Source organism: Ruegeria sp. C10, from assembly GCF_056537805.1.
In genome coordinates, this window is the sequence record NZ_JBQFSC010000001.1 from 114083 (window position 1) to 127030 (window position 12948).

13 protein-coding genes are annotated in these 12948 nt (G+C 56.2%); 6 read left to right on the plus strand and 7 right to left on the minus strand.

Features of this window, described 5'->3' with window-relative positions; translation table 11 throughout:
* The first annotated feature begins 113 nt into the window (after positions 1–113).
* Positions 114–965, plus strand: a complete 852-nt coding sequence (locus tag ACR0DE_RS00585; protein WP_170636551.1) for a bifunctional helix-turn-helix domain-containing protein/methylated-DNA--[protein]-cysteine S-methyltransferase — start codon at positions 114–116, stop codon at positions 963–965.
* Positions 966–1140: 175 nt separating this feature from the next.
* A complete protein-coding gene (locus ACR0DE_RS00590; protein WP_170408510.1) occupies positions 1141–1575 on the plus strand; it encodes a glyoxalase superfamily protein in 435 nt (144 codons plus the stop codon).
* Between the two features lie 56 nt (positions 1576–1631).
* On the opposite strand, the gene ACR0DE_RS00595 is transcribed toward ACR0DE_RS00590, so the two are convergent.
* Entirely contained in the window at positions 1632–3071 is a 1440-nt protein-coding gene (locus tag ACR0DE_RS00595; RefSeq protein WP_480751079.1) for an aldehyde dehydrogenase family protein, read from the minus strand.
* 218 nt (positions 3072–3289) lie between these two features.
* Here ACR0DE_RS00595 and ACR0DE_RS00600 point away from each other — a divergent pair, with 218 nt between their 5' ends.
* Positions 3290–3940: a peroxiredoxin gene (locus ACR0DE_RS00600; RefSeq protein WP_170408508.1), complete on the plus strand. Its 651-nt coding sequence runs from the start codon at positions 3290–3292 to the stop codon at positions 3938–3940.
* Positions 3941–3980: 40 nt separating this feature from the next.
* Here the strand turns inward: ACR0DE_RS00600 and ACR0DE_RS00605 are convergent, their stop codons facing one another.
* Positions 3981–4976, minus strand: coding sequence for a Hint domain-containing protein (locus ACR0DE_RS00605; RefSeq protein ID WP_480751081.1), 996 nt, complete (start codon positions 4974–4976; stop codon positions 3981–3983).
* A gap of 315 nt (positions 4977–5291) precedes the next feature.
* The gene (locus tag ACR0DE_RS00610) at positions 5292–5921 is read right to left on the minus strand and encodes a TIGR02466 family protein (RefSeq protein ID WP_480751084.1); all 630 of its coding nucleotides are present in this window, start codon (positions 5919–5921) and stop codon (positions 5292–5294) included.
* Between the two features lie 250 nt (positions 5922–6171).
* Here ACR0DE_RS00610 and ACR0DE_RS00615 point away from each other — a divergent pair, with 250 nt between their 5' ends.
* Complete coding sequence (locus tag ACR0DE_RS00615) at positions 6172–6711, plus strand: hypothetical protein (protein ID WP_480751087.1); 540 nt, start codon at positions 6172–6174, stop codon at positions 6709–6711.
* 36 nt (positions 6712–6747) lie between these two features.
* Entirely contained in the window at positions 6748–7248 is a 501-nt protein-coding gene (locus ACR0DE_RS00620; RefSeq protein WP_170394711.1) for a helix-turn-helix transcriptional regulator, read from the plus strand.
* A gap of 294 nt (positions 7249–7542) precedes the next feature.
* Here the strand turns inward: ACR0DE_RS00620 and pnp are convergent, their stop codons facing one another.
* The 4 genes from pnp to ACR0DE_RS00640 all read right to left on the minus strand — a co-directional run bounded on the left by pnp (position 7543) and on the right by ACR0DE_RS00640 (position 11039).
* Entirely contained in the window at positions 7543–9693 is a 2151-nt protein-coding gene (gene pnp / locus ACR0DE_RS00625) for a polyribonucleotide nucleotidyltransferase (RefSeq protein WP_170515055.1), read from the minus strand.
* A 224-nt stretch (positions 9694–9917) separates the two neighbouring features.
* On the minus strand, positions 9918–10286 hold the full coding sequence (locus ACR0DE_RS00630; RefSeq protein WP_480751091.1) for a DUF1761 family protein: 369 nt from the start codon (positions 10284–10286) through the stop codon (positions 9918–9920).
* Entirely contained in the window at positions 10283–10705 is a 423-nt protein-coding gene (locus ACR0DE_RS00635; protein WP_170426148.1) for an SRPBCC family protein, read from the minus strand. Before ACR0DE_RS00635 ends, ACR0DE_RS00630 begins: the two co-directional genes overlap by 4 nt.
* Positions 10686–11039: an ArsR/SmtB family transcription factor gene (locus tag ACR0DE_RS00640; protein ID WP_170426150.1), complete on the minus strand. Its 354-nt coding sequence runs from the start codon at positions 11037–11039 to the stop codon at positions 10686–10688. The genes ACR0DE_RS00635 and ACR0DE_RS00640 overlap by 20 nt, the downstream gene beginning before the upstream one ends.
* A gap of 268 nt (positions 11040–11307) precedes the next feature.
* On the opposite strand from ACR0DE_RS00640, the gene ACR0DE_RS00645 reads away from it, so the two are divergent.
* Entirely contained in the window at positions 11308–12909 is a 1602-nt protein-coding gene (locus ACR0DE_RS00645; protein ID WP_170394697.1) for a BCCT family transporter, read from the plus strand.
* The last annotated feature ends 39 nt before the right edge of the window (positions 12910–12948 follow it).

Here is a 12948-nt window from a genome sequence, read left to right on the forward strand (position 1 = left end):
TGGTAGGAGAAATCGATTTGATTCGTCAACTCAGTTGACAAGATAAAGCGCAGGTTCCGGGTCGCAAGATCGACAGGGGCAAGTTACTGTTCCTGTAACTGATGAGGTGACCGATGAACGTCCAGACAGCAGAAAGCGGATATCATTATAACGTCATGCGGCGCGCGATCGATTTGATCGATCAAGGCGGAGAGAGTCTCAGTCTTGATGAGTTGGCTCGCCAGATGGATATGAGCCCTGCCCATTTTCAGCGTCTGTTCTCACGCTGGACCGGGGTCTCACCGAAGCGATACCAGCAATACCTGACTCTCGGCCATGCCAAAGCCCTGTTGCACGAGCGTTTCACCACGCTGGAAACCGCTCATAATGTGGGGCTGTCCGGCAGTGGGCGGCTTCATGACCTGTTCCTGAAATGGGAATCCATGAGCCCGGGTGAATATGCCCGCAAAGGCGCAGGTCTCACGATCTACTGGGGCTGGTTCGAGTGCCCCTTTGGCCCTGCGCTGGTTATGGGAACTGACAAGGGAATCTGTGGAATCGCCTTTGGGGCCGAGACAGGCGAGGAGGCGGCGATGGAAGACATGATCTCTCGTTGGCCCAATGCTGATTTTGTCGAGGACCCGATGCGCCTGCGGCCTTGGGTGCTCAGCGCCTTCGGTGCGGCCAGCGACCGGTTGGAGCCGACCCCGCTCTACCTGATCGGCTCACCACTGCAGATCAAGGTATGGGAAGCGCTGATGCACATCCCTTCGGGGCAGGTCACCACCTATTCCGAGATCGCGCAGCGGGTCGGCTCACCCCAAGCGGTGCGCGCCGTAGGCACCGCAGTTGGGCGCAACCCGGTCAGTTGGCTGATCCCCTGCCACCGTGCCTTACGCAAATCGGGCGGCCTGGGTGGCTACCACTGGGGACTGCCCGTCAAGCGCGCCATGCTGGCCTATGAGGCGGCGCAGGCCGACGCCTGATTGACATTCTGGCGCGTCGTTGCCATATGCACGGCAGGTTCGGGTCCCCTGCCGTTCGCGGCCTTAGGCTTTGGTGAAACCCGATTGAATCACATCTGTTGCCCTTTCCAGGCGCGCGGATGGCAATGCGAACCCCGTCCAGATTTCGCGCCCGTTTCAGGAAACGAGGCACACCATGACACATACTCAGAACATCGCTCCGGTTGCGGAGCTGAAAGAGCAGGCAAAACGCCTGCGCAAACGCCTGCAGGACGCCGGAGTGAAGCTATCGCATAGCGAGGCGCTGGAACTGTTGGCGCATCAACTCGGTGCGCGGGATTGGAACACGTTGCACGCGATGGCAGGAAATCGAGTGCAGTTGCGCGTTGGTGACCGGGTTGAGGGCCGATATCTGGGTCAGCCCTTCACCGCCGAAATCCGCGGTCTGACCATGATTGGGGATGGCGGACATCGCCGGGTGACCCTGCAGTTCGACGTGCCCGTAGATGTGGTCCGGTTCGACAGTTTTTCGTCCCTTCGCCAGCGGGTGACAGGTGAGATTGGCTGGGATGGTCGATCCACCCGTCACACGTCGGACGGAGAGCCGCAGCTTATCGTCCGACCTGCCTAAGAAACAAAGCGAGGCACCCTTAGGGTGCCTCACATTTTGATACCACCAAAACCGGGTTATTCGGTAGCCCAGCCCCCGACGGCCTTGACCTCAAGGAAGTCCTCCAAGCCCCAAACCCCGCCTTCGCGGCCATTGCCGGACTGTTTCATCCCACCAAACGGGGACCCAGCGCTGCGCGACTGGCCGTTCATCTCAACCATGCCCGAGCGCAAGACGCGAGCCATTCGGTTGGCGCGTGCACCATCTTGGGTCTGAACATAGTTGGTCAGCCCGTAAGGTGTGTCATTGGCAATCTCGATGGCTTCTTCTTCGGTGTCGAAGGGGATCATGGTCAGAACCGGGCCAAAAATCTCCTCGCGCGCGATGGTCATCTGGTTGTTGGCATCTGCAAAGACCGTAGGACGCACATAGTAGCCCTTGTTCAGTCCCTCAGGGCGACCGGTACCGCCTGCCACCAGACGCGCGCCCTCATCAATTCCTTTCTGGATCAGGTCCTGAATTTTGGTCCACTGCACTTCGTTCACCACCGGTCCGATATGTCGGCCTTCCTCGGTGGCACTGCCGACGGTGACCTTGTTTGCCACTTCGGCGGCTGTCTCAACCGCCTGATCATAGATCGGACGCTGCACCAGCATCCGGCTGGGCGCGTTACAGCTTTGACCGGTGTTGTTCATCATGTGCAGGACGCCGCGTTTCACCGCCTTTTCGTCGGCATCGGCGAAGACCACATTGGCCCCTTTGCCGCCCAGTTCCAGATGCACTTTCTTCAGTGTATCCGCCGCATTCTTGGAAATCGCCGTGCCCGCGCGGGTCGAACCGGTGAAGCTGACCATATCAACATCTGCGTGCCCCGAGAGCTGAGAGCCCACGCCCACGCCATCGCCATTTACCAGGTTGAAAACACCAGCCGGGAAACCAGCCTCATCCATCATCTCAGCAAAGATCATCGCGTTCAGCGGGCTTTGCTCGGACGGTTTCAGCACCATCGTGCAGCCCGCAATCGCGGCGGCCCCGACTTTGAGCGTGACCTGATTCATCGGCCAATTCCATGGGGTGATCAGGGCTGCCACACCCACCGCTTCATAGATGATCCGGTCATTCGGCGCATGATCGCCCAACGGACGTTCGAATTGGAACGCCTTGGCGGCACGGATGAAGTTTTTCAGGTGATAGATCCCCGCGCCCGATTGCTGGCTGCGCGCCATTTCGATCGGTGCACCCATCTCCATCGACATCGCCTGGGCCAGATCCTCTGAGCGGGTGGCGTAAATATCGACCAGTTTCTCTACCAAAGCGATGCGCTCGTCCACCGGGGTTGCCATCCAACCAGGCAGAGCAGCTTTGGCCGCGGCGACCGCTGCGTTAGTGTCAGCCTCTGACCCCAATGAGATCACCGCGCATGGTTCTTCGGTCGACGGGTCGATCACTTCGAAATCATTCGGCTCTGATGGGGCGACCCATTTGCCGTTGATATAGAAATCGCGTTTTTCGATCATGGCTCATCCTCCGGATCAGGAATCAATCGACCGAACGGTCGGTTTTCATTCGCACTCTGTCACCCACCCGGGTGTCGGGCAAGGGTAAAACATAATTTGATCAAATTATCTACCTACTGAATCTTCTGACAGCGCAACATGAATGGTTTAACCTCTGCGCAAAGTGATTAGGTTGGCAGCAATCGACTCGCGATTTTTCACAGGAAAGGAGTTTCCCAATGGGTTTGCGCATCAATGATACGGTCCCGAATTTCACCGCAGAGACAGATCAGGGCACCGTCCAGTTTCATGACTGGATTGGCGATAGCTGGGCCATCCTGTTCTCACACCCCAAGGACTTCACTCCTGTTTGCACGACCGAGTTTTCGGCAGTTGCGCAGCTGAACGATGAATGGGCGGCGCGGAACACCAAAGTGATCGGCGTGTCGGTCGATGGTGTCGAAGATCATAAGAAGTGGAAAAAAGATATCGAGGCCTATGGCAACGCCAACCCCGGCTTCCCGATCATCGCCGATGACGGTCTGGCTGTGTCCAAAGCCTTCGACATGCTGCCGGCCGAGGCCTATCTGCCCGACGGCCGCACGCCTGCCGACAGCGCAACTGTACGCTCTGTCTTTATCATCGGACCCGATAAGCAGTTGAAACTGTCCATGACCTACCCGATGACCGTGGGCCGCAACTTTGCCGAGATTCTGCGTGCGCTGGATGGCCTGCAGATGAGCGCCAAGGGCGTGGCAACCCCCGCAAATTGGGTGCCGGGTGAGGATGTGATCATTCCACCTGCGGTCTCCAACGATGAGGCAAAAGAGAAGTTCGGCGAGTTCGAGACCATCTTCCCCTATCTGCGCAAAACCAAAGCGCCGTCGTAAACGGATCAACGGGCAGGGGGGCGAAAGCCCCTGCCTTTTTCTAGTGCGCAAACGCCGAGGTTGCGCCGCAAGGGGCAGATAGCTCCGGGCGCAGCATTTGCACTTCGTACGGTTTCAGAACCGGCAGCACCGTATCACCATAGCCGCCTGTGTCGGAATGAAGCTCGGGGAACAGCTCGAATAGTTCCTCCTTCACTGCACTGCTCATCGCGTCCAGTGTATATCCGCCGGGATAAAACGATTCCGACCACAATCCTTCGACATTCACCAGCTCATGCTGGTCGAACAGAATGTGAATGTACTCGACGCCCCCGCTTGGCGGTACTTGCGTGATAGACTTGCCGTTGAGCAGAGACTTGGCCGTCGCCAACATCATCGGGTGACTATGATGCAATTCCAATGCAGGTGAGGACACGACAACCCGATGCTGAGGTGACAGCAGCAGATCTCGCGATGGTGTCTGCGGCCCAAGACTGCCCGCACTGATCCGGATCGGGCAATGCTTAGGGGTCTGTCTCAGATCCGCCTCACTCAGCCGTCGCCGACCTACCCAGCGCACGGCCCGACCGGTGCCATCTGCGGTGATCACATGATCGCCTGCTTTGACTTCTTCGATCAGACGCTGGCCCGACGGTGTCAGAATATGTGACCCCGAAGTAAAGCAGACAAAGCTGGGAAGGTTATCATATTCGACCGCAGGTGCAGTACCCTGGGCCAGTGAGTTGCCTGTCAGTACATCGTTAGCAGCAACGTTTCCCGAGGTCACAACGATATATTGCGTGCCTGAGAATTGCAGCAGTGTGTAGGTGACCGGTGCACCTCCGACCGTCGCGCTGTAGCCTTCAAATATTTGAAAGCTGCCGGAATTGTTCAGCCCGGGGATTGGGAGGGTATCGAACTGTTGGCTGCCGTTGTTGTCCGGATTTTCGAGAAAATTATCTTCATCAGTAATGGTGACCTGAAACCCCTGGGTCACCGTCACACTGGGGTTGCCAAACGGATCTCCGTCGATCTCAAAGATGGTGATAGAGGCCAAAGCGCGGCGACTTCCCAGATGATTTGGATTTCCCTAACTTTGAGCTAACTCAACTTAGAAGTGTTAACATATCGTTTACCGTGACGTGCAGGGCTCGAAAGCGGCACTGATCGAAAAAGGCAGATTGGCTATGTTGGATCGACTGTGGGCACGCCTGCCGAGGCGGTGGTTGGGATCGGATACGTCAGTTGAACGCGGTCTCGCTGCCAAAGGATTGTAGCTTCTGATGGAAACTGAAAGCCGCGCTGACTGCGTTGACCAGGCGAAACATTGCCATGATGTTCGATACCACAGAGGCTGCGTATCTCGAGGCGATTAAGTGGGATTCGATTTTGGACGTCGAAAGGTTGCGTTGAAGGCAACCGTGACGCGGCTTTCTTTACTTTGGTTTGGGTGGACCCAATGGGTCAGATAGGATGGAAAAAGGATCATTTCGCCTGCTGCCGGGCGCAGCTTCTTTTTGTTCCGAAACGCACTCGCCTGAAGTATGCGCCAGTGAGGCAACTCGTTTCGGGGGTCGAGAAACTCAATCATTCCAGACGAACCTTCTTCGATCTCGGGTTGAGAAACATAGTACACTCCAGACCAATGCGCGCCGGGATGAGTATGCGGCGCATTGTACCCGCCGGAAGGATTGTCGTTTATCCACCCGAACAGTTTCAGGCGAAGTTTATCCAGTTCAACCTTGTCTGAGACCTTTCGCGTTATTTGAAACACCGCATCTTCGGCTGCGTCTCGCAAATTCTGAATAGCGGGCGTATCGCGATCAAAGAGGTTTCCGTTTGAGTGCCATCCGCCGCGATTGGATTTTGAGGCACCCTCGTCTTCCTCACGCATCTTTTCGGCCTCAAACAGAATCGCCGCATTAAGCGCTGCACTGTTAGGCACCACAAATCGCATCATTGGAGTAGAGAAGAGCTTTTCGAATTTCTTGGCTTCGGGCATATCCTCGGTGTCACCTTCAAAAACTACATGGCTGTAAATTCAGATCGGTCCGAGATCAAATTCAGGAATTTGCTCCTGAAAAATTTTTCGGCGCTTTCCAAATCCACGTTCCCGCACATTGCGCGCATTACCCAGTACCGTTGAGGATATTGTTCTTTGGTTCAAGTCTGGCCTAACCAACTTAAGTTATATTCCCATCGCAAAGCGCCGATGTTTTAGTTCAATTGGCAATTCCTTTGAGGATGGGAACATGAACAAGAAAACTATCGGTCTGACATCAACTTTCGTTCTGATGGCCACCACGGCGCTTTCGCAAACCACCAAGCAAGACATCATCGACGAACTCACAGAACAAGGTTTCCAACGAATCGAAATAACCAACACGCTGTTTGGGAACCTTCGCTTTGAAGCGACTGGACCTGGAATCGAGAGAGAAGTGGTGCTGGGGAAAGACGGAACCATCGTTCGGGATCGTTCAGAGCGAGACGATGAGTTCGACGATGAGGAAGATGACGACGAAGATTTTGATGACGAAGATGACGACGAAGATGACGACGAAGGATTTGATGACGAAGGTGACGATGACGAAGGCGATGGGGAAAACGATAGCGAAGGCGACGATGGTGAGCGCGACAGCGAGGGCGACGATGGCGAGCGCGACAGCGAAGGCGATGACGGCGAACGCGATAGCGAAGGCGATGACGGCGAACGCGATAGCGAAGGCGACGATGGCGAGCGCGATAGCGAAGGCGACGATGGCGAAGGGGATGACGAAGGCGACGATGATTAATTCAGCTTCCAACTTGAGCCCAAGCGAGATTGGGGTTTGAACAAATGGTTTAAAAAAGAAGCCATGTTCAAAGCGGGGATCGCTGTATATGCGATCTCTGCTTTGACGTTTGTGATCGAATTGATTGGCGAAATAACAGGGTACTACATTTTTTCCGCGAGTTGGGTGGTCCATGAAATCACGGCTCTCATCACCCTATTTGGGTTTATTCTTGGGGGGCTTTTGATTTGGCAAAGCCACAGGCTGTTTTTGCGACGTCACCAAGAAGTCAAACAGAACCTGCGAAAGGCACAAGGCGAGTTTTTTCGGATGCTGGAACTACAGTTCGACCGTTGGGGCCTTAGTGCTGCGGAACGAGATGTTGCACTGCTCACCGTAAAGGGCCTGTCCCTCGCAGAAATAGCTAAACTGCGCGAGACCAGCGAGGGAACAATCAAGTCCCAGAACAATTCAATCTACAAAAAAGCTAAGGTCAAATCGAGGACGCAACTGTTAGGCGCGCTCATAGAAGAGCTTTTGATCGAAGAAAAGAAATAAACCAAGAAACGATCGGATATCGTCGTAAATTCATTCATTTATCGGCAATGAGTAGAAAAGAACGCCCAAGTAGATGCCTCGGGCCTGTAAAGCCAACGTTTTAAGTGGTTGCGAGGCTCTGTTTCAGGGCAATGCACTCAGCGATTAAAACTGTATCCTAATCTAAATTGAAGCCTACCCCAGCACCAGCTGATGATCGGCACATTCCACAGTATCGCTACGGCACTCGACATTCGCCCAAAGAAAAAGGCCCCGGCAGATTACCGGGGCCTTCGTTCTTGCAAAAGAGGCAGATTACTCTGCGCTTTCCTCTTTCTTTTCTTTCTTCTCGGGAACGATCTCTTCGCCGGTTTCCTGATCGACAACTTTCATCGACAGGCGCACCTTGCCGCGATCGTCAAAGCCCAGAAGCTTGACCTTTACTTCCTGACCTTCTTTCAGAACATCCGACGGATGGTTCAGGCGGCGGTTTTCGATCTGGGACACGTGTACCAGACCGTCGCGCTTGCCAAAGAAGTTCACGAAGGCACCGAAGTCGACGATCTTGACCACTTTACCGGTGTAGATCTGGCCCTCTTCCGGCTCAGCAACGATCGAGTGGATCATCTCATAGGCCTTCTTGATCGATTCACCGTCGGGCGACGCGATCTTGATGACGCCGTCGTCATTGATGTCGACCTTGGCACCCGAAACCTCGACGATCTCGCGGATGACCTTACCGCCCGAACCGATCACTTCACGGATCTTGTCGGTGGGGATGTTCATGGTCTCGATGCGCGGGGCGTGGACCGAGAATTCGTTGGTCTCGGACAGGGCTTTGCCCATCTCACCCAGAATGTGCATCCGGCCGTCCTTGGCTTGCGCCAGGGCTTTCTCCATGATCTCAGGCGTGATGCCCGCAACCTTGATGTCCATCTGCAGCGAGGTGATGCCGTTTTCGGTGCCAGCCACTTTGAAGTCCATGTCGCCAAGGTGGTCTTCGTCACCCAGAATGTCCGACAGGATGGCATAGTTGCCGTCATCTTCCAGGATCAGACCCATGGCCACACCGGCAACCGGTGCTTTCAGCGGAACGCCCGCATCCATCATCGAAAGCGAACCACCGCAAACCGACGCCATCGAGGACGAGCCGTTGGATTCGGTGATCTCCGACACGATGCGGATCGTGTAGGGGAAGTCGGTCGCTGCAGGCAGAACCGCCTGCAGGGCACGCCATGCCAGCTTGCCGTGGCCGATCTCACGACGGCCCGGACCACCCACGCGGCCAACTTCACCCACCGAGTAGGGAGGGAAGTTGTAGTGCAGCAGGAAGTTCGATTTGAAGTTGCCGTGTAGCGCGTCGATGAACTGTTCGTCGTCACCGGTGCCCAGCGTGGTCACGGCCAATGCCTGAGTCTCACCACGGGTGAACAGGGCAGAACCGTGGGTCCGCGGCAGCATCGAGGTTTCTGCGACGATCGAACGGATATCGGTGGTCGAACGACCGTCGATACGCTTGCCGCCTTTGACGACGTCACCGCGCAGAATGCCAGCTTCCAGCTTCTTCATAGCGGAACCGAGGTTACCGTCTTCTAGTTGCTCTTCGGTCAGCGCTTCCTTGATCGCTTCACGGGCCGCGGCAACAGCGGCGGTGCGCTCTTGCTTGTCGGTGATCGCGAACGCGGCGCGCATCTTCTCTTCACCGGCAGCCGAAACAGCGGCGGACAGCTCCGAGTAATCGGGGGCGACAAATTCGAACGGCTCTTTCGCGGCTTCTTCGGCCAGCGAGATGATCAGGTCGATCACGGGCTGAATTTGCTCATGCGCGAAGTTTACCGCGCCCAGCATTTCCGCCTCGGACAGTTCGTACGCTTCCGATTCCACCATCATCACGGCGTCTTTGGTACCGGCGACAACCAGGTCCAGACGCTGTTCAGGGTTCAGGCGCAGGTCCTGCATGTCGTCGACGGTCGGGTTCAGAACGTATTCGCCATCCTCGAAACCAACGCGGGCACCGGCGATCGGACCCATGAACGGCGCGCCGGAAATGGTCAGTGCGGCAGAGGCTGCGATCATCGCAACGATGTCGGGGTCGTTGACCAGATCGTGGGACAGCACGGTGCACATCACCAGAACTTCGTTTTTAAAGCCGTCAACAAACAGCGGGCGGATCGGACGGTCAATCAGACGCGCGGTCAGCGTCTCTTTCTCGGTCGGGCGCGCTTCGCGCTTGAAGAAGCCACCCGGAACCTTACCGGCGGCATAGTATTTTTCTTGATAGTGCACGGTCAGCGGAAAAAAATCCTGACCGGGCTTTTGAGCACGGGCAAAGGTCACGTTTGCCATCACGCTGGTTTCGCCCAGCGTGGCAATCACGCTGCCGTCGGCCTGACGGGCAACCTTGCCGGTTTCCAGTGTCAGCGTCTCTTCGCCCCACTGAATCGATTTCTTTGTTACATCAAACATATGCGTATCCTAGAACGGAGCACTCCCGCCCCTGCGGGTCTCCGGTTTGCATGGCGGCCCCATTGCCGCCGACCCCACTTTATCTTCCATTCGAGTGCCGGGGTCAGGGCACAACGTCTCAGATGACAGGCCCATACATCAGTTTGCAAGCTTTGGAAAGTCGGGAGTTTTTGGGGGGCAGGGGATTGCCTAACCCCCGCCCAAGCTGGGCAGGGGCCGATGTATCAAAGGATAGCGTGCGCCAATATCATCACCACGCCGCAGCCCAGCGCATATCCGGTGTCGATTGCGATGGCGAAGCCGCTTTTCTGTGCCCATGCCCCGACCGATGCGGCCTGAGCAGCCACTGCGAGGATCGCCAGCACCGCAACGCCAAGGCTGTTGTTGGTCTCGGTCACGGCGATCACAGCAGCCAGCAGGATCAGAAATATGATCTGGGCTGCCAGTTGAGGCAGAGGTGGTGTGTCAGGCGGTGTCGGATCGATCCGAGTACCTTCGGCCCAACGTTTCTGAAATCCCACAGGTCCGTAGACCAGCCACCCTAGCAGAAAGGCGGCGATGACTCCCGCGCCAAGGGCAAGCCAGTTGATCACAACGCGACCTCCAGCACTTCAAGGATCCGGGTCCAGCCGCCTTCATGATTGTCTCGGCTTTCTTGCGAAGGGAAACGGATGTGATGCAGGCGCAATTCCGTGCCCTTATCGGTTGGAGTGAAATCCAGCGTCACGGTGGAATCGTCCTGACTGTAAGGAGAGTTCCAAGTGAATTGCAGCCGATTTGGCCGGTCGATCACCTTGTATTCGCCCTCATGCGGAAGGTCCCCGGCCTCGGGCGCGCGCATGATGATCTTGAACCGGCCCCCTACCTTGGCGTCAGAATAAGCTTCGGGCACTGACATGTTGGGACCGGGCAGCATGAACTTGGCCAACATTTCCGGGTCTAGCCAAGCATCAAACACCTTTTCCGGCGGGTGCGGAATGGCGCGGGTTATTTCAAGGGACAGTTCCGTCATCTTCTGGGTCCTCCAAAGCAGTTTCCAAGGCGTCCAGCCGAAGCGCCCAGATCGAACGCAGCCCGGCGAACCAGTCATCCACGGCTGACAAGGGGGCCATCTGCACCTCGATCAGATGCTCGCGCCATTCCGTCCGACGCCGCACCAGCCCGGCATTCTCGAGCACCTTGATGTGCTTGGACACCGAGTTGAGGCTCATATCGAATTGCCGTGCAATATCCGTCACCCGCAAGGGGCCCTGCTGCGCGAGCATCGTTAGGATGACGCGGCGGGTTGGGTCGGACGCGGCCTTCAATATAGCGCTTAGGTCATAGCGATTCTCTCGTTCAACCATTTGGATGAATTACAAGCCTTTTCTGCTTCAGTCAACCATTTGGTTGAATAACAGGATATTTGCAGCTCTGAAAGCTAATTCGGTCGCTCCCACCGCCTAACTATTCGCGAAATCGAATATATTTGGTGAAAATTTAGTATCCGTATAGGCTGAAACCACCATACCTGCGGTCGAAACGACGGAAACGCGCCAAGGGAATACGAATATCACCTCCGTCCGCCGGTCGAATACCTTGGCGTTTGCACGTAGCGAACAGAAGGGCAGACGCATGGCACAAACCAAGAAAATGCTGGATCCGGATCCCCGGATTTATGACTTTGAGACCGAATATGAGCTGGGGCAGGACAATGTCCGGCCTTTCGGTCTGGACATCCATAACCCGGTCTTTTTGATCTCTAGTATCCTGATCTTTGCGTTCGTCCTGATCGCGCTGGCAAATCAGGAATCCGCAGCCACGTTCTTTGGCTGGCTCCGGCCATGGCTGACCAGCACGTTTGACTGGTTTCTGGTGCTGTCGGTTGACGCAATCACCCTGTTCTGTCTGGTGCTGATCATCTTGCCTGTGGGCAAAGTGCGGATCGGCGGCAAGGACGCCAAACCCGACTATTCCTACGCCGGATGGATCGCGATGATGTTCGCGGCCGGGATCGGCATCGGGCTGTTGTTCTTCGGCGTGATGGAGCCGGTCTATTACAACTTTGCAGAAGACGGCAACGCCCGCCCGCTGGGCATCGATATCGCTGTGCCGGGTAACGAATATATCGGCATTGTCGGCACGATCCATCATTGGGGTCTCGAAGGCTGGGCGGTATATGCCGCCGTTGGTCTGGCGCTTGCAATCTTCAGCTATAATCTCGGGCTACCATTGACCCTGCGTTCGGCTTTTTATCCGATCCTGGGCGAGCGCGTCTGGGGCTGGTGGGGCCACATCATCGATACTCTGGCAGTATTCGCGACCCTCTTCGGCCTGACCACATCATTGGGTTTGGGCGCACAACAGGTGGCCGCCGGGCTGTATGAGGTCTTTGGCATCGAACCTAGCCCCACCGTCACCGTCCTGCTGATCATAGGCATTACGATGATCGCACTGGGCTCGGTCCTGATGGGCATGGATGCAGGTGTCAAACGGTTGAGTGAGATCAACATGATCATGGCCGTAGGACTGTTCATCTTCGTCATCGTAGTTACCGGTGTCGGAACCGCCATTGCACGGTACTTCAACGTGATGGTGGATTACGTGACCCATCTACCGGCCCTGTCCAATCCGTTCGGTCGGGAAGACACCAGCTACTTCCACGGCTGGACAACCTTCTACTGGGCCTGGTGGATTGCGTGGTCACCTTTCGTGGGCATGTTCATCGCCCGCATTTCCAAAGGTCGTACGGTGCGTGAGTTCGTGATCTGCGCCTTGCTGGCACCCACTGCGGTATGTGCCTTGTGGATGTCGACCTTTGGCGGCGCAGCCATCGACATGCTGAACGCAGGCGGAGCAGAGGGCGTCCGCGCCACAGTGATCGAAAGCTATGCCCCCGAGGGCGCGCTGTTCGGCTTCCTGAAAGAGCTGCCGCTTTACGGCATCATTGCCCCGATCGCTCTGATCCTGATCGTTGTATTCTTTGTCACATCGTCGGACTCAGGCTCGCTGGTGATCGACACGATCACGGCAGGCGGAAAGATGGACGCACCGGTTGTGCAACGCGTGTTCTGGTGCACGCTTGAAGGCCTCGTCGCAATCGCACTGCTGCTGGGCGGAGGTCTCTCTGCCTTGCAAGGGGCAGCGGTGTCGACTGGAATTCCGTTTACCTTGGTGGTTCTGATCATGTGCTACTGCCTGTGGCTGGCGCTTAAATCAGAAAAGGCCAAGATGTAACTGGGATTATCCTGAGAAAACCGAAACGCCCGCCAATTC

What these genes read in the sequence shown, in the direction of transcription:
- ACR0DE_RS00585 (WP_170636551.1), top strand. Translation starts at nt 114, where the DNA reads ATGAACGTCCAGACAGCAGAAAGCGGATATCATTATAACGTCATGCGG.
- ACR0DE_RS00590 (WP_170408510.1), top strand. Translation starts at nt 1,141, where the DNA reads ATGACACATACTCAGAACATCGCTCCGGTTGCGGAGCTGAAAGAGCAG.
- ACR0DE_RS00595 (WP_480751079.1), bottom strand. Translation starts at nt 3,071, where the DNA reads ATGATCGAAAAACGCGATTTCTATATCAACGGCAAATGGGTCGCCCCA.
- ACR0DE_RS00600 (WP_170408508.1), top strand. Translation starts at nt 3,290, where the DNA reads ATGGGTTTGCGCATCAATGATACGGTCCCGAATTTCACCGCAGAGACA.
- ACR0DE_RS00610 (WP_480751084.1), bottom strand. Translation starts at nt 5,921, where the DNA reads ATGCCCGAAGCCAAGAAATTCGAAAAGCTCTTCTCTACTCCAATGATG.
- ACR0DE_RS00615 (WP_480751087.1), top strand. Translation starts at nt 6,172, where the DNA reads ATGAACAAGAAAACTATCGGTCTGACATCAACTTTCGTTCTGATGGCC.
- pnp (WP_170515055.1), bottom strand. Translation starts at nt 9,693, where the DNA reads ATGTTTGATGTAACAAAGAAATCGATTCAGTGGGGCGAAGAGACGCTG.
- ACR0DE_RS00635 (WP_170426148.1), bottom strand. Translation starts at nt 10,705, where the DNA reads ATGACGGAACTGTCCCTTGAAATAACCCGCGCCATTCCGCACCCGCCG.
- ACR0DE_RS00640 (WP_170426150.1), bottom strand. Translation starts at nt 11,039, where the DNA reads ATGGTTGAACGAGAGAATCGCTATGACCTAAGCGCTATATTGAAGGCC.
- ACR0DE_RS00645 (WP_170394697.1), top strand. Translation starts at nt 11,308, where the DNA reads ATGGCACAAACCAAGAAAATGCTGGATCCGGATCCCCGGATTTATGAC.